This window comes from Pseudarthrobacter sp. MDT1-56, from assembly GCF_059383555.1.
Map to the genome: position 1 here is coordinate 116,567 of NZ_JBWZCK010000004.1, position 20,097 is coordinate 136,663.

The following is a 20,097-nucleotide window of genomic DNA, read 5'->3' on the forward strand; positions in this document are numbered from 1 at the left end:
CCCGGCTCTTCCAATGGAGGGATTTATCCATGAGCGATAAGCGACGCGGCCTCGGCCGTGGACTTGGGGCACTCATTCCAAGTTCCGCTGCGGCTGCCGGCAACGGTTCAGCGCCCTCCCGGCCTGTGGATCTGTTCTTTCCTGAGGCCGGCAAGCGGACACCCTCTACCGAGGTAGCAGCTACGGAGGAGAACACCGCAGCCTCCGAAAAGGAAACCGCTGCCACACCGCAGACGCACACCACGGCGCCAGCTGCGGCTGGTCCCTCTGACGTGGCGGATGCGGGGACCGCCCCCGAGACCAAGAAGGCCCCGGCGCGGAAGACACCTGCAGCCAAGGGTGAGGTACCGGCCGCAGCAGTTACCCCTGCCGCCGAGAAATCGACCGTCGAAACTTCACTTCCGTCGGCTGAGGATCAGGGTGTGGAACTAGTCGAGGTACCTGGTGTCCGTTTCGCGGAAATCCTGGTCACCGACATTCACCCCAACCGCAAGCAACCGCGCTCTGTCTTCGATGAGGACGACATGGCGGAGCTGGTTCACTCAGTTCGAGAAATTGGTGTCCTCCAGCCAATTGTTGTCCGCACTTCAACTGAAGAAGGTGGAGAACCCTACGAGCTCGTCATGGGTGAGCGTCGTTGGAGGGCAGTACAGGCCGCGGGCCTTGAAACCATCCCCGCCATCGTCCGGGATACTACGGATGACGACCTGCTCCGCGACGCCCTGCTGGAAAACCTGCACCGGAGCCAGCTGAATCCCCTCGAAGAGGCCGCCGCATACCAGCAGCTGCTGGAGGACTTCGGCACTACCCATGAACAACTGGCCGACCGTATTGGACGTTCGCGCCCCCAGGTATCGAATACGCTCCGGCTGCTCAAGCTGCCGCCGTTGGTTCAGCGCCGCGTCGCGGCCAGCGTCATCTCTGCCGGACACGCCCGGGCACTCCTGGCTCTTCCGGATGCCGCCGCGATGGAACGCCTGGCCCAGAAGATCGTCGCGGAGGGAATGTCCGTACGTGCGACCGAAGAGGCCGTCACGCTCTACCAGAACCCGTCGGCGGCACCGAAAAACAACATTCCCCGTCCGGGTGCGAGGCACGAGCGCTTGGACTACCTGGCTTCTTCGCTCTCGGACCGGCTAGATACCAACGTCAAGATTTCCCTTGGTGCACGCAAGGGACGCGTCAGTATCGAATTCGCAAGTGTCGAGGACCTTAACCGAATCATGGATGTCCTGTCACCCGGGGCTTCCGGCTAGCCCACACAGTCTCATTAAAGGGACCTGTTTCACGTGAAACAGGTCCCTTTTTTGTTTTCGGTAACTTCTCGCCAGCCGTGGGTGTGTTATTCGGTACGCCTGGGCCTGAGGCAAGTGGGCCGGGAAAGTGCCCGGCAACGCAGTGGGCCCAGTGTCTTCCGGGCGGGAAGGTGGTTCCCCCTAAAGGATTCAGGCTTTAGCCGCTGAGGTAACCCCCGAAGAGATCTCAAAGGCGTGTACGGCACGGACCCGACCCCGCAGTCACCCCTGGAATTGCCCGCACGGTAGCTGTACCGGAACTGTTAATGGTGATGTTGGGTTTGTCTGATACCCAACCGCAAGCCGTGATCGGACAAGCAGAACAGGTGGAGGCAACAGAAGCAGACCTTGAGGCAAACCAGGCAATGCAGGTGGAGCCGACACGGTGCAGCTTTCCAAGGGGTCAATGCCGGAAGCGCTGCGTGTACGCACTTCAGAACAATGCATATGGGAACCCACTGGCGGTCCATCCAATCCCCCGTGACCGTAGCGAAAATGGGGGCAGGAGCACTCCGAACTGACCGCGGAACCCCACCAACGAACTTCTCGGCTCGGCAAAGTTCCGCAATGCAGCTTTTACCGGCACCTTATGTGGGCAGAGGAGGACCAGGACACCCGACGTTTCACGTGAAACATGGAGTTCTCCGGTAGGTATGTGTACACGTCATGCGCCGCGATCGCCACCCCACGTTCGCAGTGAAGCACCTTCCAGAGTGCCTTGCGGGCGCGTGGGGAGGTTTCACGTGAAACATCGACGGTGGTGACTGTGGATTACGGGGCGCGTCGGACGGCCTGGTGGACTCTGCTTAGCGGACTGGAAGGCTCGGGAGGATCAAAGGGGCCTTGAGTAGGGCCCACGTGGCGCAGCAGCGGCGACGCACCTCGAGAGGCCTCCGGCACCGCTATGGCGCGCTTTCGAGCCTTTCGAGGGCACGAGAGGACCGAGGCTCCCCCAGTGGCTGCCAGCGCCGCTGTGGGCACCTCTGAGCCTTTGGGCCGTCTTAGGAGACTGAGACCTTCCCCGAGCAGGCCAGGGCGGGCAAAGGCAGGACAAGGACGCTGGCCGGCTGTGCTGCGAGTCCAGCGGGCGTGGTGGATCAACCAACTGGTCGACGTCTCGCTGGTCTGGGCGTTCCAAAGCCGTCGGTGTTCCCCAGGGGGCCACCGGCCGGCACCGCAGCGCTATAGTCCTTTGGTATGGACGGGGACCCCTCCCGTCGGGTACTGCCACAGACAACATCAGCATGCCCGTAGAGGTGTCACAGACCGTCGCCCGCCCAGGCTGTGATGGCTAAGTGCTACCCGGCCCCCGTAAGGCCTCCTGGCACAAAGTCGTACTGAGGGTGTCGCACCGGAATCATATGAGACTCTGCATCGGCCCTAGCGGGGCGGGGTCACCGGAGAGATGGGATTCTGATTGGGAGGACAGCTCTCGACAAGGGGCAGTCACTGGTTATGCACTGGGCGCCCGCACCGCCGCTCCTCCCCCGGAGAACATTCCGAACCGGCTGGCGGATTTCGCGGCCACCCTGGGTCGGCTCCATTGGATTTCCGGTCATCTCCCTGGACGTACGGGGTTTGCGGGGGTTGGTATTACTGCCGGACTCGTTCGCGCCGGGGATGCCGACGACGTGGTGTGGGTTGCGGGACGGTACTCAGTCGCTGCCCCGAGGGAGGAGGTGATTGCAGAGGTGGTAACCCAGGGCACCCTGCCGGCTATGGAGGAACGGCCTGAACCTCTGTTGTAAGCAGTGGATAGTTCGGTGGATATCGCTGTGGATAACTTTGTGGATTATCTGCATCGCAAATCACAGCTCGATGCCCATAAGCGGGCAGGGGGAGGCCATGTGGACGTGATAGCGGCTCTGTCGGCCATCGAGGACTGCACCGTTTCACGTGAAACAATTCCGGCGCCTGAGCCGTGATCTGATTCACGCCTGGCTGTGCTTCCTAAATCGCCCGCTGTTGGTTAATTTTTCATGATCTTAAGCGATATTTATCGGCTGCTTAGTGGCGGATCAATGATGTGCGGGACGCTCTGCCGACGGCCCGTATCGTATCGGAACGAGCGTCCGGAAGGGGGGAACGACCAGGCCCGTCCACCGCCGCGATGAACCGCCGTAAAACGCTGTGACAAAAGCCCGGCGTCCTGTGGATAACTATGTGCATAACATCTGTGGAGAAACTTGTGGGTATCCGTTCCTCTGACCCCGAGAAGATGATGAGGGCGGACATCCGGCACCTTTTCGCGGGGTAGCACCAGTGGCCAACTGGCCGGCTCCGCACCACTACGCAAGGCCATGGGAGGGCAACGTCGCCGACCCGTCTTCCACGTATGCTTGCCCTGCCTATCAAGTTGCCCGGGGGCGACACAAAGCCCCGTTGCTGGGGCACGCCTTCGCAGACGTCTTATGCCCGTGTCAGGCCGACCAGGGGGCTTTCCAATTCGTGTATCTGAAAGCGCCGACGGCCGCTGACGGAATCTTGGGCCCTCACCTGCGCCCGAGGGAGAGGGGCGCAGATTTGCTCGCTCAGAGCCCGACCGAGAAGACAGAGCGCGCGTTGCTCGCTGATGGGTGGGAAGAGGGCTGCACTTGTCATGTGCACACCCCCGTGCTGAGGGCTCTGGCGTCCGGCTTGACCCTCTCAGGGCCTGCCGCGTTGACCAGCGACGGAAGGTCTGGACGTACGGCGGTCTTTGCCACGCTGCATTTCATCAAGACCACGAGGATACCCAACTCCGAGGCAGCCATGTTCTTGTGCCCGGGCTCGAGAAATATGATTCATCTGAGTGTGCGTAACTTTTCTGCCGAGCTGCTCTCACCGCCCTTGCACGGTGTTTGGAGTCTCCGGAGTGTGCTTGCCGGGATGGGCTGAGTGGAATCGCGGGCCATGGTCTCCGGTGGCTGTGGCCCGATGTCAGCGCTTTGGCTATCCGGCGGGTGGCACATCAACTGTGGTGGTTCATGAAGGGCGTGGCTACCTGAGTCAGCAGGATATTTGATACTGGTAGCTGGATTTACTACCTATTGGCCAATACCTATCCAGAGCCCGGATATTCGCGAGCGGAACCAAGCCAAGATGCCTCAGGGTTGACGCTGCCGTAGCCCCTATTGCGATACCGGTGCGATCGGTGGAGGGGGCCGCCGATGCCACGTAGGCCGGTAGCCGGATGCGTGCTCCCTCCAGGAAGCGTTGGGGCGCTATAAGGCCCCGGTGCTCCGCCTGGGGTAACGAGCGCACGTGCGGCGCCCCCGTGCGGCAGTACTAATACTGTTTCACGTGAAACACCTGAGGTAATGTGCAGTTTCCTCGACCATGTTCACGTGAAACACCCACGGGGGTGCAATGATATTGCCTCCGCAGTCCCGGTGGCCGTCTAGTGCGTAGCGGTCGGGATATAGCCATAGATCCGCTCCCCTGCAATCCGCTGCAGCCGTAGGTCCGCGCCTCAGCATTAGGAGACTCGGAATAAGCATTCGGTTCGAGCGCTTCATTACAGCTACAACAGAAACCGCCGATTGAGCTAGCCACCGCTATTGCCCAGTCGCCCGAGCCCAACGGTAGGCGAGAGTGAAATATCAAATCTACACTTCACTATCCCTCACCCGCTGCACGTCGCCACGTACCCATCCTTACCGACCGCGCAGTGAATTCGGACGGCCAACCCGCGTCCTTGGTGGGTTCGGGACATGTTTCACGTGAAACAAGACCGCCTCAATGTCTCCGCTGGTCAGCTGTGGGGGTCGTCGCGTTGGTCCAGATGAATGCGGGCGGATGAATGCGGGCGAGAGCATGGGGATGGAACTTCTGTTTCACTCGAAACAGCTGTTTACATGTGACCAGGCGACAGTTCCGCACAAAGAGAAGGCCCTTCGGCCCCCTGGCCCGCTTACCCACGACATATCCGTGGGCGGGATCGTCGATGTTTCACGTGAAACAAGATCAATAGCTGCAACCCAACGGCCTGCGGCGCATCTTTGACCGGCCCCGAGCCTCTGCACCGTGTTGGTGATCTGTCGCGCCAAGAATCTATCTTCGACCATTCGTCGCATGAGCAGCGCCGGCAGGCAGTCAGCCAACCACGGTATTTCTTTCATCGAATCTTCCATGGCCACGTGGCGAGGGGCTACCGGAATCGGAGGTCGGCCGTGATTGCCGCAGAAGAGGCTGTGGCCGTACCCCCTATCCGGGTATGGTCAGAGCCGTCACCTAACGTGGACCGACCTTCTCTATCGGCCGCTGAAAGTGTCATTTTGAGAATTTCCCTGCAGGGAGCCTGGCGCTGATGCAGTTCTGGTGTGGTTGAGTGAGAGCAAGGCACGAATACCGCCCCCCGAAAGTCTCCGGCCTTCCCATGTGAGAAGTCCAAGGACTAAGCGCCTCTCACCCAATCCGGCAGCGCGAGGTTTCCCAAGTTGATTGATTCGCGGCGCCGCAGCTTGTTTCACGTGAAACCCGGACTGCTGGTTGGGCATGGCGGCCGATCGGCATCTGGCTGCAGGAATCCCCCTACCGCGTGAGGGCCCAGTATTATGTGATGCAAATACACCCGAACTGCAGAATCAAGAGAATGGGTTCAACCCCTTTTGGTTGTCTATCTGACAGCCTCACACTTCGTCGCAGTCCCGCTTAACGATCTGTACGCGGCGCGGCCACCCACACTCCGCTGTACAAAAAAGTGGCCTCACATCCGGGAACGGAAGTGAGGCCACTTGGGCGTGTGGTCTGCGCGGGGCGCAGACTATGCCGGAGCTAGGACAGAACGTCCGCGAATTCCTTTTCGAAGAACTGCTTGGGGCGGGCGCCGATGACGGTACCCTTCACTTCCCCGTCCTGGAACAGGTAGACGGCGGGAATGGACGTGATGCCGTACTGCGCTGCGATTGCCGGGTTGTCATCTACGTTTACCTTGACGACGTCCACCTTCTCGCTGTACTCCACGGAGATCTCGTCGAGGATCGGCCCGAGCTTGCGGCACGGCCCGCACCACTCGGCCCAGAAGTCCACGATGACCGGTTTGGAAGAAGCCAGTACATCGGTGCTGAAACTAGCGTCCGTTACGTCTTTTGCGTTGCTCATATTCCCTGTCTCTCTTCGGTTGGTTGGTGCGCGCCGATTAGGCGTGGAAGTCGGCGATGTAGTGCTCGACGTCGAGAGCGGCTACGCAGCCGGATCCCGAGGCCGTGATGGCCTGGCGGTAAGTCGGATCAATGACGTCTCCGGCGGCGAAGACACCCTTGATGCTGGTCTTCGACGTGCGGCCTTCGACGGCAATGGTGCCCTCAGGGGTCAGGTCGAGCTTGCCCTTGACGAGATCGGTACGCGGATCGTTGCCAATTGCCACGAAGACGCCCGTAACGGCGAGCTCTGTCTCGGTGCCGTCCACGAGGTTCTTCAATCGAAGTCCAGTGACCTTGTCCTGGCCGAGAACATCCTCGACGCCGGTGTTCCAGACAAAGTTGATTTTCTCGTGGGCCAAGGCACGGTCGGCCATGATCTTGGAGGCTCGCAGGGTGTCGCGGCGGTGGACCACGGTGACTGACTTAGCGAATTTGGTCAGGAACAGTGCCTCTTCCATAGCGGAGTCACCACCGCCAATCACTGCAATGGCCTGGTCCTTGAAGAAGAAACCGTCGCAGGTTGCGCACCAGCTGACGCCGTGACCGGAGAGGCGCTTCTCGTTCGGCAGGCCGAGCTCACGGTAGGCCGAACCAGTGGACAGAATGATGGATCGGGCCTGGAAAGTCTCTCCGGAGCCGATGGTCACGGTCTTGATGTCGCCGTCGAGATCCAGTTCGGTAACGTCCTCAAACTGGATTTCAGTGCCGAATCGGGCAGCCTGCTTCTCGAAGTTTTCCATCAGGTCCGGACCCATGATGCCGTCCGGGAAACCCGGGTAGTTCTCGACGTCGGTCGTGTTCATCAGCTCGCCGCCGGCGGTGACTGATCCGGCAAGGAGCAGCGGCTTCAGGTTGGCGCGGGCCGTGTACACCGCGGCGGTGTAGCCCGCGGGGCCGGAGCCTACGATGATGACATCACGTACGTCGGACGCGGTGTTTTCTGCGTTGCTCACTGAACGGTGAACCTCTTCCTTTGTCGATGCGCCCGCCTGGATGGCCGGCCACATGGCACAACTGCCACTTGGTGCTGAATATTCCGGCGGGACTGGGCGTCACGGGAGGACAACGAGGCTTGGGATACCGTCCGGGCACCGAGGCAAGCCCACTCCTGCCATGGTTTCGGACCGCTACTGGACCTTGATCTCCGCCAGGCGAAGGCCAAACCCGTAGCGGGTTTTCGGCGCGGCCAGCTTGGGCAGGTTCTTGATGGAGACGATGACATACTGCGCGGTGGTGGGCTCCTGCAGGGACATCGTCAGATCCGGGGAGGTGAAGCTGTTGCTGCCAACCTGCTTGGCGCCCTCGAGGGACGGACGGTCGTTGGTGTAGACGCTGATGCTGCCGCCGGAGGCCCCTAGTTGGCTCAGCGTCACTGAGGAGACCTTAGCAGGGCTCTCAAGCTTGACGACGAGCGGAACCTCGGCGGCCAGGCCACCCCAGTTGTCCGTGGCGAATTCCATGTCCGACCAGTAGCTGGCGGCATTGCCGTCGAAGGTCTTGACCAGGTCACCGTCATAGGTACCGGCAAAATCGAAGTTGCCCAGCCGCGTGACGTCCTCAATGACGGGCGGACCGGCGGCTGGCGCGGGGCTGGCAGTGCCGGAGGGCGCTGCCGACGCGGTTGTACCGGGCGTACTGGTGGACGAAGGGTCCCCTGCGACGGTCTCCGGAGTGGACTTGAAGAGACTGCCAAGATTGGTGACAGCAAGAACTAAACCGACTACGAGAACCGCGGCCAGCAGTCCGCCAACCAGCCACCGCATGGAGCGGGGCTCGCGCTGAGGTTTTTCGTCCGTGCCTTCGTACTCGTCGTCTGCCGCGGAGTCGCTGTTCCGGGCGGAGCCCGGGAAGAACCCGGGGGCACGGTCGGCGGAGGCACCTCCGGCCGCGGCGGCCAACGCCGGTGCTTTACCCTGCTGGGAAGTTCGTCCGCTGTCGGGGGCGGGGCGCTCGTAGTCGTCGTCTGACCACAGCGAGACCTTGGGTGTTTCGGCAGGCGCCGGCGGCGTGGAGTCACGTGCACTGGATGCCGGGGAGCCACCCTGAACCGGCTGGGGTGCCGTTACGTGAGGGGCGGCCTCCTGGGGGGCGGTTTCGGGAGACTTCTCCTTGGAGGATGCCGCCGCTGCACCTGCGGCGCCGCTGGCAAGTCCCGCGGCGCCGACGGCGCCAGCAGCCCCAGCGCCGGCTGCGGGCGAGGTGGCCGGACGCAAAGGCGGGCGGGCCGGGGAAACCGGCGGTACTACCGGCTTGGCCTTTTGCGCCGGGGCGGCTGGCTGCTGCTTCTGCCCGTAGTTGATGTACCCCGCGTCGACTTCTTCTTCGTCGTAGAGGCCGTCATAGGTTTCGGGCTCGTGGGAGCGAGGCTGACCGAAGATTTCGCTGCCCAGCGTGTCCGTGAAGAACGGCTCGATGTAGGGCGGGTTGGACGAGACCACCAGGTCCAGCAGGTCAGCGGCCGAGGTGTGGTTGGTGATGAGGTAAGTCGTGTCGTCGCTGACACCCAGATCGAGGATCTGCACGGTGCCGGGGCGCTCCCCCGTGGCGACTTCCCGGGCACTCTGTGCCACCTGCTCGGCATTGCCGGGGCCGGCCACAAGGATGCTCACGGCACGGTTAAGCACCTGGTCCACGCCGTCCAGCACCAGATCCTGGTCATGTGAGGTCAGTACAGTGGCAGTGACCTTATAACGGCCACCTAGTACTGATCCGACATCGATCGGGTGGGACACGGGCTCCTCCTAGACTGTCCGGGAGCTGCCGAGCTGATCACTTCATCAGTGACCGCAGGCCGTCCGGTAAAGCCGGTGGACCCCTGGTCTGCAACTCCCCTTGTTAGTCTTCGATCCTAGCCGATGCACGGTCCCGGCCACGGAAGCACGGCCCCGCGAACCCCGCCGGTTACTATTTTTTCTTCTTGCCGCCGAACGGAAAATTGGGGTTTCGCCCGGCGGGGCCCTGGTAGGTCCTGCGCCCAGGCAGTGGGACATCGCCGTCCAGGCCGCCCTCCGCGGTGCTGGGCAGGTCCTCGGCGGGCAGGTAGCCGCCTTCCGGCCCGGCGCGTCCGGCCCGTTCGTCCTGTTCGTCCAGGTCAGGACCCGCGCGGAAGGACGCGGCATCGAATTCCCCGGAGATCCTTGGAATGAGTCCGGTATCCACCGAGACAGTGGCACGTTCCGGCCTCGTCCGCGCTGCCGCGGCGCCGTCGGGCAGGTCTCCGCTGGGCTCCGCAGCCGACCGGCGGCGCAGGCGCCCCAGCAGCGGCTGCAGCAGGTCGCTCAGCTCGGTCACCCGGAAGAGCTTCAGCAGCAGCAGGTAGGCCGCGAGCATAACGGGCCCGACGACGACGATCGTCACCAGCGCGGCGGCAGGGGTGCTCCAGGCGAAGCCATCCCGGCTGTAGCTGCCCAGCAGCCACAGAGCCACGGCGCCGGCCAGCGCGGAACCCAGCGCGGCGTAGCCCATCCGGATATAGGCGTTGGCGATCCGCGGGCCGTCCAAATGTCCCAGCAGCCGGCGCAGGAAGATCGCGCTGACGATCACGGACAGGATATTGCCGCCGGTGTAGAGGACGGCGATGGCGAAGATGATCTGATCGAACGGCAGGAACTGGATCGAGAAGGCGGCAACCACGTTCACGAGGGCCAGCACCAGCTGGATGAAGAACGGTGTCCGGGCGTCCTCATTGGCGTAGAACACGCGGGACATCATGAAGTTGGCGCTCATGAACGGTGTGCTGAGGGCCAGGATGGTCAGCGTCTGCGCGAGCATGACGCCGTCCTGGGGCACCCCGCCGGAGAAGAACATGCCCAGCGGTCCGGCCAGCGCGAACAGGGCCAGGGCACCGAACACCGTGGCCACGGCCATGGTGCGGAGTCCGTGGGAAAGCGCGTTGCGCAGCGCGGCGTGGTCCCCATCCTGCGAGGCCCGGGTCATCCGGTTGAACAGCACGGTGGCCAGCGACAGCGCAATGATCGAGTGCGGGAGCAGGTACAGCTGGCTCGCCACTTCCAGCACGGCGTTGCCCGGGAGCGTGTCGGCGGCCGGGTCCCCTGCCTGTTCCAGCCGCAGCCGTTCCGCGCCCGGGATCGTGGCGATGCGCATGACATAGAGGAACGCCAGCTGGCCGACGGCGGCCGTCGCCAGGGTCCAGACGCTCAGCTTGGCGGCCTGGCCCAGTCCGACCCCGCGCCAGCCGAAACGCGGCCGCAGCCCGAGCCGGAGCCGGAACACCGGGACCAGCAGGATGGCGGTCTGGGCAATCACGCCGATGGTGGAGAATCCGGCGACCAGGAGCGTCTGGGTGGAGTCCCAGGTGTCCAAGGTGTGGGGGTTGGCCACATTGGCGCCGAAGGTCCAGATGAACATGCCGAGGCCCGCGATTGCGACAATGTTGTTCAGGATCGGAGCCCACATCGCGGGCCCGAACGCGCCGTGGGCGTTGAGCACCTGGGTCAGCAGGGCGTACAGGCCGTAGAAGAAGATCTGGGGAAGGCACCAGAACGCGAAGGACACCGCGAGGGCCTTCTGCTCCGGTGAATAGCCCTGCGTCGTCAGTTGGATGACCCACGGTGCCAGCAGCGTCACTGCCAGCGTGAGAGCCAGCAGCACCAGCACAGCCAGCGTCAGCAGCCGGCTGATGTAGTCCGCACCCTTGTCCGGAGCCTTGCTGGCCTTAATGATCTGGGGCACCAGCACGGCATTGAAGACGCCGCCCGCCACCAGCAGGAAGATCAGGTTCGGCAGGTTGTTCGCGTTGATGAACGTGTCGTTGACCGTGGAGCCCAGACCGAGGGCGGCCGCCAGCATCCAGGTCTTGGCGAAGCCCAGGAAACGCGAGACCAGCGTTCCGGCGGCCATGATGGCGCTGGAACGGACTTCTCCGGATTGGACGGCTGCGGAATCGGCGGGGCCGGAGTGCGCGGGGGTGGGTTTGGCTGATGACATCGTCTTCATCGTCTCACCCGGGCAGGGCTTTAGGCGCTATCCGCGACCGATAAAGGGGATTCTCTGGCACTAACGGTGTTCCGGCAGAACTTCCTTGGCGAGGTCGGCGATGCGGCGCTCATTCGGGAAGGAAAGCTTCCGGGCCAGCTCATGGATGGGAACCCAGGCGACGTCCACCGCCTCCTTGTCCGGATCATTCTCGATCGTCAGTTCCCCGCCCGTGGCCTGCAGCAGGTAGTGGTGAACGGTCTTGTGGACGCGGTGCCCGCTGACCGTGAACCAGTAGTCGATGCTCCCCAGCGGCGCGAGGATCTTGCCCTCGATGCCGGTTTCCTCCGCGATCTCACGCACGGCGGCTTCCTCGTTGCTTTCCTTGCCCTCCGGATGGCCCTTGGGCAGGCACCATTCCAGCCGCCCGCCGCGATTAAGGCGGGCAATAATCGCAACCCGGAGTTCGGCGTCGGAAGTATCCACCACAACGCCGCCGGCGGAGATTTCCTCCACGGTGGGGAGGGAGGCCTGTCCGGAGTGCTGCACCGGCGCGACATTGGCACCGATTGCCGACGGCAACGGTGCGTTTGTCCTCCTGCCTGGAGCGCTCGGTACGGGATGGGCCATGAAGTCCACTCTAACGACTCTTGTCCGTACTTGATGACCTAAACATGGCAGGAAAGTGGACGGCCGGGAAAGTGGATCGCCCGTTCCGTCCGCGGTTTCGGTGCCAGCGGCCGGACTTGGGGAGCATTCGGTGTGGTGCTGGCCGGGATTTCTGACAAGCTTAAGAAACTATGGCGCACGCACATCACAAGACTGACTCGCACACCGTTGATTTCCAGGTAGACCCTGTTGTTCTGGAGCTCGGGCAGCGGTTTGTCGACGCCGGCCACGAACTCTCCCTGGTGGGCGGACCCGTGCGCGACCTGTTCCTGGGCCGGGTGTCCCCCGACCTGGACTTCACCACCGACGCCACCCCGGACCAGACGGTCGCCCTGATCAGGAAGTGGGCTGACAACTACTGGGAAATCGGGCGCGCCTTCGGCACCATCGGGATGCGCAAGGCCGGCTTCCAAATCGAAATCACCACGTACCGCGCCGAGGCCTACGATCCCGACTCCCGGAAACCCGTGGTCGCGTTCGGCAAGTCGCTGACGGATGACCTGCTGCGCCGGGACTTCACGATCAACGCCATGGCGCTGCGCCTGCCCGGGCTGGAACTAGTGGATCCTTTCGGAGGAGTCCGCGACCTCCACGCTTCCATCCTCGCCACCCCGGGCGCCCCGGAATCCTCCTTCTCCGATGATCCACTGCGCATGATGCGCGCCGCCCGCTTCGCCGCCCAGCTGGGGATCACGGTGCACGAGGACGTCCGCGCCGCGATGTCCCGGATGGCGGAACGGATCACCATGATCTCGGCGGAACGTGTCCGCGAGGAGCTGGTCAAGCTCATCTGCGCGGCACACCCCCGGGCCGGGGTGGACCTGCTCGTGGACACGGGCCTCGCTGACTTTGTGCTGCCCGAGGTCTCCGCCCTGCGGCTGGAGTCCGATGAGCACCACCGGCACAAGGACGTTTACCAGCACTCGCTCCAGGTCCTGGAGCAGGCCGCCGCGCTCGAATCGGGTGCGGACGGCGCCGTGCCCGGTCCGGACTTTGTGCTGCGGTTCGCAGCCTTGATGCACGACGTCGGGAAGCCGGCCACGCGCCGATTCGAACCGGGCGGCGCGGTGAGCTTCCGGCACCACGACATGGTCGGGTCGAAACTGACCGCAAAACGGATGAAGGCACTGCGCTTCGACAACGACACGATCAAGGCCGTGGCGAAGCTGGTGGAACTGCACATGCGCTTCTACGGCTACGGCGATGCCGGCTGGAGCGATTCGGCTGTCCGCCGCTATGTCACCGATGCCGGTCCGCTGCTCGAGCGGCTGCACCGGCTGACCCGCTCGGACGTGACCACCCGCAACCAGCGCAAGGCCGAGCGGCTGGCCTTCGCCTACGACGATCTCGAGGCCCGGATCGCGGCCCTGCGGGAACAGGAATCGCTGGAGGCCGTCCGCCCTGACCTCGACGGTGGTCGGATCATGGAACTCCTGGGACTCAAGCCCGGCCCGGTCGTCGGGCGCGCCTACAAATTCCTGCTGGAGGAACGAATGGAGCACGGCCCACTGGATCCCGCCGTCGCCGAGGCCAAACTGCACGAATGGTGGGCTGCCCAGCCCGAGTCCGCCGTCGCACTCTCAACTGAGGAGTCCTAAGTGATTGCACCTTCCAACGGCCCCCGCCCGCAGCTGTGGATCCTGCGGCACGGCGAAACGGAGTGGTCCAAGAGCGGCCAGTACACCGGCCTCACCGACCTCCCGCTCACCGTGGAGGGTGAACAGCAGTCCGTGGAGGCACGCAAGGTGCTCGACACCGTCGACTTTGACCTGGTGCTGACGTCTCCGTTGCGGCGGGCCCGCCGCACCGCGGAACTCGCCGGCTTCCCCGACGCCCAGCTGGAGCCGCTCGCGGTCGAGTGGGACTACGGCGACTACGAGGGCATCAGCTCAGACCTCATCCGCAAGGACAACCCGGAATACCTGATCTGGACCCACGGCGTGCCGAACGGCGAAGCCTTAGACGACGTCGCCGCTCGCGCGGACAAGATCGTGGCACGGGTGCTGGAATCCGGCCTGGACAACGTGCTGGTCGTGGCCCATGGACACTTTTCCCGGATCCTCACCGCCCGGTGGCTGGGACTCGATCCCCATGAGGGCCGGCACTTCATCCTGGGAACCGCGAAAGTCTGCACGCTCGGCTGGGACAAGAAGACCCCGGCAGTGGTCCGCTGGGGCCTATAAATACGGTTTATTAAATAACTTCAAAGAAGTTTATGAATGCGGTAGTCAAGTGCTGCATTCATAGTGTATTTTTATTTCTGACCCCAGAGCGTCCTGCCGGGGTCGAGGCGCGCGTCGCCCGGCCAGTCAGCCGGAGCCACGGCATAACAGAAAAGGAGGTTGGGAGAAATGATTACTTTGACTAGCGGATGGATGTACTCCATCACCGCCACCCCGGCCTCTGTCGCTGAACCGCGCCCAAATTTCGGCCCCACTGCCTCCTGACCCTTCCGCCCGTGCCCTGGTTTCTGACCTAGGACCCGGAGCCTAGGCGATACCGGGGCTCCCTTTCCGGGGTGCACCGTGACAGCGGACTGACCCAGGCGGACCCACGCGGTTACGCAGCATCCCCAAAGTTCGGAACCCAGCTTCTTGTTGGGGTTGCGGCATTCCGCGTCCAGGGGCCTCCGGTCGCTTTCGCAAAACTTTCTAATTAGCGCCGGGTATTCGCATGCCCAAATTCGGCCTTTTCTTCCTCAATTCACAGAGGCCCTAATTGGCATGCCCAATTACACCACCATTTCCAGCTGCACCAATGAAAGGTCCATCGTGACAATTGTCAGCACCACAGCCCGACCACGCAGCACGAGCCGGCGGCGGGAGGTGACTACCATGAAGCAGAAACTCCAGAAAATCCTGCGCCGGGCCCTCAAACCGGCCCCAAGGCACACGACGCTGTTCAACGGACAACTCCTCGACCAGAAGCGTGAAGACGTCTACGTCGTTATGCACCAGATGGGCCTCATCCGCTGAGGCAGGGCCAGGCCATCGAAGGAGGAACTGATGACTGACCTCGGAACTGATCCGCAGGGAGCCCACGCGGCGACGCGTGGGCTCTTCCTTTTAAGCTCCTGTTTTGAGCACTCTCTAACGACAGGCCCGGCGCAGCACGGGCACCCGCAGCCGCCCCGGTAAGCTCGGGGACATGCAGGAGACAAAGCCGCCGGAACACCGCAGACGTGTCCGACTGGTCATCCCGAGCCGCAGCGACCCCCTGCTGAGGAACTTCACGGAACTGATCGGTGGACCCATGGGCCGCCGCTCTGCCCCCGGCGTCGTCTCCCCCGGATTTTTCACCGTGGAACGCGTCCTGATCCTGCTCACCGTGCTGGCTGCCGTGATCGGCATCCTGCTCAAGTCTTACTGCCGCAACACCGGCTGGGAAACCCCGGGGCAGTTCTATGCGACCTGCTATTCGGACTTTTCGGAACTGTTCAAGAACCGCGGCCTCGGCGACGGTGCCTTCCCCTTCATCACGCAGGGGACGTTCTTCGAATACCCCGTGCTTATGGGCTTCATCGCCGGCGCCACGGCCCTGCTAGTCCCCGGCGAGGGCGTCTCGGCCGGCCGCATCCTGGCCTACTTCGACATCAATGCCGCCCTGATCCTGGCCGTCTGGATCGTCACGGTACTCGCCACAGCACGGATGGCCCGCCGCCGGCCGTGGGACGCCGCCATGGTGGCAGTGGCCCCCGGCATCATCCTGGCCGGCACCATCAACTGGGACATGTGGGCGGTTGGGCTGCTGGCCCTTGGCATGTACTGCTTCTCCCGGAACAAACTCGTGCTCGCCGGGATCTTCATCGGGCTGGGCACCGCAACCAAGCTCTACCCGGTCCTGATCCTTGGCGCGGTTTTGCTCCTGGCCCTGCGCACCGGGAGGATCCGGGCGATCCTGGTTACCGCTGCCGCCGCCGCCGCCGCGTGGCTGGCCGTCAACGTCCCGGTCGCCGCCGTCAACCCCGAAGGCTGGAAATACTTTTACCAGTTCACCGAGGACCGGCCCGCCGGCTACAGCTCGCCCTGGTTTGCCTACAACCTCGTGGCCGGCCGGCTGGGCTGGCTCCCCCTGCAGCCCGAGTCCATCAACACCCTCGCCTTGAACCTCTTTGTGCTGGCCTGTGTGCTGATCGGGGCGCTGGCACTGGCCGCGCCCCGGCGGCCCCGGCTCGCGCAGCTCGTCTTCCTGATCGTGGCCGCGTTCATCCTGACCAACAAGGTCTACTCACCCCAGTTCGTCATCTGGCTTATCCCGCTGCTTGCCCTGGCACGGCCGCGCTGGCGCGACTTCCTGATCTGGCAGACCTTCGAGGCTCTGCATTGGGCGGCCGTCTGGATGTACCTGGGGCAGGTGACGAGCGGCGGCGTCTCCCAGCACAATATTGATATGCCCTACTACGTCCTCGCCGTGGTCTTCCACATGATCGCCACCGGTTACCTGATGATGCGGGTGGCCTGGGAAATCTGGGACCCCAGCCATGACGTGATCCGCCGGTACGGGATGGATGATCCGCAAGGCGGTCCGTTCGAAGGCGTCCCGGACCGGCTGCGGGTGGACCTGCTGCGCCCCGCGGCGTCAGTGCTGCCCTGGCGGAAGGTGCCCGCGGATGCCTGATGTCGCCGTCGTCGGATCAGGACCGAACGGGCTCGCCGCGGCGGTGACCCTCGCCCGCGCCGGACTGAAGGTGCACGTCTACGAGGCGGCGCCCACCCCGGGCGGCGGGCTGCGCACCGCGGAACTCATGGAACCCGGCCACTTTCACGATGTCTGCTCGGCCGTGCACCCGATGGCCCTTGCCTCGCCGTTCTTCCGGCAGTTCGAGCTGTCCCGGCGGATCCGGCTTGAGGTTCCCGAGGTCTCCTACGGCACACCGCTCGATGGCGGCCGGGCGGCGCTGGCGTACCGCTCACTCGAGCGCACGGTTGCCGGCCTGGGGCGCGATGGCGCCGCCTTTGGAAAGCTGATGGCCCCGCTCGTGCAGCGCGCCGAAGGCATCACGGACCTGACGCTGAACCAGCTCCTGCGGATCCCGCGCGACCCGGTGGCGGCCGCCCTGTTCGGTGCAAGGGTCCTGGAGCAGGGCTCGCCGCTGTGGGGGCTGAGGTTCCGGGAGGAGCTGGCGCCGGCGCTGCTGACCGGGGTCGCCGCGCACGCGGTGGGGCGACTCCCTTCCCCCGCTCCCGCCGGGGCGGGCCTCATGCTGGGGACCCTGGCGCACACGGTCGGTTGGCCGGTTCCGATGGGCGGCTCCGCGGCAATCGCGCAGGCCATGGTGGCTGACATTGAAGCGCACGGCGGGGCGGTGGAAACCGGGGCACGGATCGGATCCCTGGCGGAGCTGCCCCCGGTCCGCGCCACACTGCTGGACGTGGCGCCGCCCGGATTGCTGCGACTGGCGGAAGGCAGGCTCCCGGAGCGGTACCGCCGTGCCCTGGAGGCGTACCGGTTCGGAAACGCGGCCTGCAAGGTCGATTTCATCCTTTCCGGGCCGGTCCCGTGGGCGGCGCCCGGACTGGCCGACGCCGGAACGGTCCACGTGGGCGGCACCCGTGCGGAGATGGCCGAGGCGGAAAACCTCGTCGCGGCGGGGCGGCATCCGGAACGGCCCTATGTCCTGGCCTCCCAGCCTTCGGGCTTCGACGCCGGACGAGCACCCGCGGGCCGGCATATTCTGTGGAGCTACTGCCACGTGCCGGCCGGTTCCAGCGTGGACATGGCTGAGGCCGTGACGGCCCAGCTGGAGCGCTTCGCGCCCGGATTCCGCGACCTTGTCCTCGGCCATCACGTCACGACGGCGGCCGAGCTGGGCGTGTACAACGAGAACTACGTCGGCGGGGACTTCAGCGCTGGTCTGATGGACCTCCGCGGGCTCATCCGGCGGCCCGTCCTGGGCCCGGTCCCCTGGCGCACCCCGATGCGCGGCGTGTACCTCTGTTCCTCCTCCACGCCGCCGGGGCCGGGAGTGACCGGAATGCCGGGATTCCACGCCGCCAAATATGCCCTGAAGGACATATTTGGCCTCGCGGTGCCATCCCTCCGGCTTTAGGGCGTCCAGCGCCCCGGGCCAGAGCCTCAGGCCAGGGCAGGACTGACCGGCTGCAGGGCGGAGAGCAAGCCGTCGCGCATGCTCGCGACCGTGTCCGTCAGCGGGACGAAACCGGTGTCATGGGTGACCATCACGCTCGCCACCCCGAACTCGTCCGTGACCTGGCGCAGCAGCCGTACAATCGCCTCGCTGCGTTCATGGTCCAGGGCGGCTGTTGGTTCATCCACCAGGAGCACGGCGGGGTCCCCCATCAGGGCACGGGCAATGTTGACCCGCTGCCTCTGGCCTCCGGAGAGCTGGTGTGGCCGTTTCCCGGCTGCCGGGCCCAGGCCAACGAGGTCCAGGAGTGCGGCGGCGCGGTGCGTGGCCTCCCTCGCCGGCTTGCCGCGCAGGTGGTCCCTGATCACCAACTGCTCCAGAGCGGTCAGGGATGGCAGCAGGTTCGGCTGCTGGAAGATGATGCCGATCCGGTCCCGGCGTAGTGATGTGCGCTCCGCCTCGGACAGTCCACCGGCGTCGATTCCGCCGATGACGACGAGACCTGCGGTGGGCCTCACGAGGGTGGCGGCGACGGCCAGCAGGGACGACTTACCCGACCCGGAGGGTCCCACCAGGGACAGGAATTCCCCCGCGGCGACCTTGAGGTTGACGTTGTCGAGCGCTTTGAGGGTGCCGTCGCCGTCGGGGTATTCCAGGGTGACGTTGACGAGGTTCAGGGCGGTATTCACGGTGTATGCCTTTCAAGGAATGTTCTAGGTCCGGGTGCAGTGCAGGGTTAATTGCCGCCGAGGGCCAGGAGCGGATCCACCCGGGTGATGCTGCGGACCGCCAGGGCTGCGCCGGCCAGTCCGAGCACCACGATGCCCGCTACCGGAAGCACGATGGTCTGCGGGGTCAGCAGGACCGGGGCAGCCCCGGCGGCGAGGACTCCGCCGGCCACACCGGCGGCACCCCCGGTCGCAGCCCCGGCGAGTAGTACGATCGCCGCCTGGACCATGGCGTCCTTGAGGACGTAGCCGGAGGATCCGCCGAGGGCCTTGAGGACCGCGATATCCCGGGTGCGCTGCACCGTCCACACCGTCAGGAATGCCACGATGACCAGGGCCGAGATGCCGTACAGGAAGGCCTGCATGAGCAGCAGGGAGCCATTTTCGCTTTTGTAGGATCCCAGGGCCTGGAACGATCCGTCCCGGGTGGTGCTCACGGTCCCGGCCGCTGCGTTGGCGGCATCGGCGTCGAGCGTCTGCCCGTCCTCGGAGGTGACGGCGATGACGGTCGCTGCGGCTTCAGTGCCAGCGATGCGGGCCAGCGTCCGCCAGTCGGCGAGGGTGGTCCAGACGACTCCGGTGTGGGAGTACCACTGGTCCGGGACGACGGCGGAGACAGTGAGTTCGGTTCCGCCCACCGTGGCGGGGCTGCCGGCCCGCAGATCGAGTTCCTCGGCCAGGCTGCTGCCGACCACGACCGTTCCCTCGGCCACAGGGGCTGGAGCCAGGCCGGTGCCGTCGGTCCCGAACACTGCCACGCTGGCCGTGCCGGTCGGGCTGCCCGCGGGGCCAACCGCCTGGAACCGGCTCTGGCTGATGCCCAGCAGTTCGGCGTGCGCCACGCCCTCCCGGGCAGCCCACGCCGACCATTGCCCGCGGGTGACCTCGGACTCGGTGAACGACGCCTTGGCACTGTCTCCGGCGGGAGCCCCGAAGACAATCTGGTCCGCGGGCAGTGCAGCGAGGGCCGACGTCGACTGGTTGCCCAGCCCCGCGGTGAGTCCGGACAGCAGCACGAGCAGCAGGGTGATGAGCGCGACGACTCCGCCCATCAGAACAAAGCGTCCTTTGGCGAAGCGGAGGTCGCGGAGAGCGAGATACATGGGAGTCCTTTTCGAGGGGTTGTGGCCTTGTTCCAAGCCTTCCGCTGCGAAGCGCCGCCGGCATCGCCTGCGTGGTTGAGGCTGCGGGCCGGAGTGGTTGACCCGCGGGTCAACCAAAAGGTTGATAGTGGCCCGGCGGCGGCCATTTCCACCGGA

The 20,097-nt window shown here is 64.6% G+C and carries 14 protein-coding genes; 7 read left to right on the forward strand and 7 right to left on the reverse strand.

The features are described from left to right. Positions 1-29: 29 nt before the first annotated feature. Entirely contained in the window at positions 30-1,256 is a 1,227-nt protein-coding gene (locus AC50YC_RS07245; protein WP_494952880.1) for a ParB/RepB/Spo0J family partition protein, read from the forward strand. A gap of 1,802 nt (positions 1,257-3,058) precedes the next feature. Next, entirely contained in the window at positions 3,059-3,220 is a 162-nt protein-coding gene (locus AC50YC_RS07250; protein ID WP_494952881.1) for a hypothetical protein, read from the forward strand. A gap of 2,830 nt (positions 3,221-6,050) precedes the next feature. Here AC50YC_RS07250 and trxA read toward each other — a convergent pair. The 5 genes from trxA to AC50YC_RS07275 all read right to left on the reverse strand — a co-directional run bounded on the left by trxA (position 6,051) and on the right by AC50YC_RS07275 (position 11,983). Beyond that, positions 6,051-6,377, reverse strand: coding sequence for a thioredoxin (gene trxA / locus AC50YC_RS07255; RefSeq protein WP_354171441.1), 327 nt, complete (start codon positions 6,375-6,377; stop codon positions 6,051-6,053). Between the two features lie 37 nt (positions 6,378-6,414). After that, a complete protein-coding gene (gene trxB / locus AC50YC_RS07260) occupies positions 6,415-7,371 on the reverse strand; it encodes a thioredoxin-disulfide reductase (protein WP_494952882.1) in 957 nt (318 codons plus the stop codon). A gap of 174 nt (positions 7,372-7,545) precedes the next feature. Continuing rightward, entirely contained in the window at positions 7,546-9,150 is a 1,605-nt protein-coding gene (locus tag AC50YC_RS07265) for an ABC transporter substrate-binding protein (RefSeq protein WP_494952883.1), read from the reverse strand. A 172-nt stretch (positions 9,151-9,322) separates the two neighbouring features. Continuing rightward, complete coding sequence (murJ, locus tag AC50YC_RS07270; RefSeq protein WP_494952884.1) at positions 9,323-11,365, reverse strand: murein biosynthesis integral membrane protein MurJ; 2,043 nt, start codon at positions 11,363-11,365, stop codon at positions 9,323-9,325. Positions 11,366-11,434: 69 nt separating this feature from the next. Continuing rightward, positions 11,435-11,983, reverse strand: coding sequence for an NUDIX hydrolase (locus AC50YC_RS07275; protein WP_442784527.1), 549 nt, complete (start codon positions 11,981-11,983; stop codon positions 11,435-11,437). Positions 11,984-12,153: 170 nt separating this feature from the next. On the opposite strand from AC50YC_RS07275, the gene AC50YC_RS07280 reads away from it, so the two are divergent. The 5 genes from AC50YC_RS07280 to AC50YC_RS07300 all read left to right on the forward strand — a co-directional run bounded on the left by AC50YC_RS07280 (position 12,154) and on the right by AC50YC_RS07300 (position 18,071). After that, the gene (locus AC50YC_RS07280; RefSeq protein WP_494952885.1) at positions 12,154-13,620 is read left to right on the forward strand and encodes a CCA tRNA nucleotidyltransferase; all 1,467 of its coding nucleotides are present in this window, start codon (positions 12,154-12,156) and stop codon (positions 13,618-13,620) included. Further along, the gene (locus AC50YC_RS07285; RefSeq protein WP_494952886.1) at positions 13,621-14,205 is read left to right on the forward strand and encodes a histidine phosphatase family protein; all 585 of its coding nucleotides are present in this window, start codon (positions 13,621-13,623) and stop codon (positions 14,203-14,205) included. A 651-nt stretch (positions 14,206-14,856) separates the two neighbouring features. Then, a complete protein-coding gene (locus AC50YC_RS07290; RefSeq protein ID WP_494952887.1) occupies positions 14,857-14,997 on the forward strand; it encodes a hypothetical protein in 141 nt (46 codons plus the stop codon). 172 nt (positions 14,998-15,169) lie between these two features. Continuing rightward, positions 15,170-16,639: a glycosyltransferase family 87 protein gene (locus tag AC50YC_RS07295; protein WP_494952888.1), complete on the forward strand. Its 1,470-nt coding sequence runs from the start codon at positions 15,170-15,172 to the stop codon at positions 16,637-16,639. Then, positions 16,632-18,071 carry a phytoene desaturase family protein gene (locus tag AC50YC_RS07300; protein WP_494952889.1) on the forward strand — a complete coding sequence of 480 codons (1,440 nt, stop codon included), beginning with the start codon at positions 16,632-16,634 and terminating at the stop codon, positions 18,069-18,071. The genes AC50YC_RS07295 and AC50YC_RS07300 overlap by 8 nt, the downstream gene beginning before the upstream one ends. Before the next feature lie 26 nt (positions 18,072-18,097). Here the strand turns inward: AC50YC_RS07300 and AC50YC_RS07305 are convergent, their stop codons facing one another. Then, positions 18,098-18,799: an ABC transporter ATP-binding protein gene (locus AC50YC_RS07305; protein WP_494952890.1), complete on the reverse strand. Its 702-nt coding sequence runs from the start codon at positions 18,797-18,799 to the stop codon at positions 18,098-18,100. Between the two features lie 47 nt (positions 18,800-18,846). Continuing rightward, entirely contained in the window at positions 18,847-19,941 is a 1,095-nt protein-coding gene (locus AC50YC_RS07310; RefSeq protein WP_494952891.1) for an ABC transporter permease, read from the reverse strand. Between the last annotated feature and the right edge of the window lie 156 nt (positions 19,942-20,097).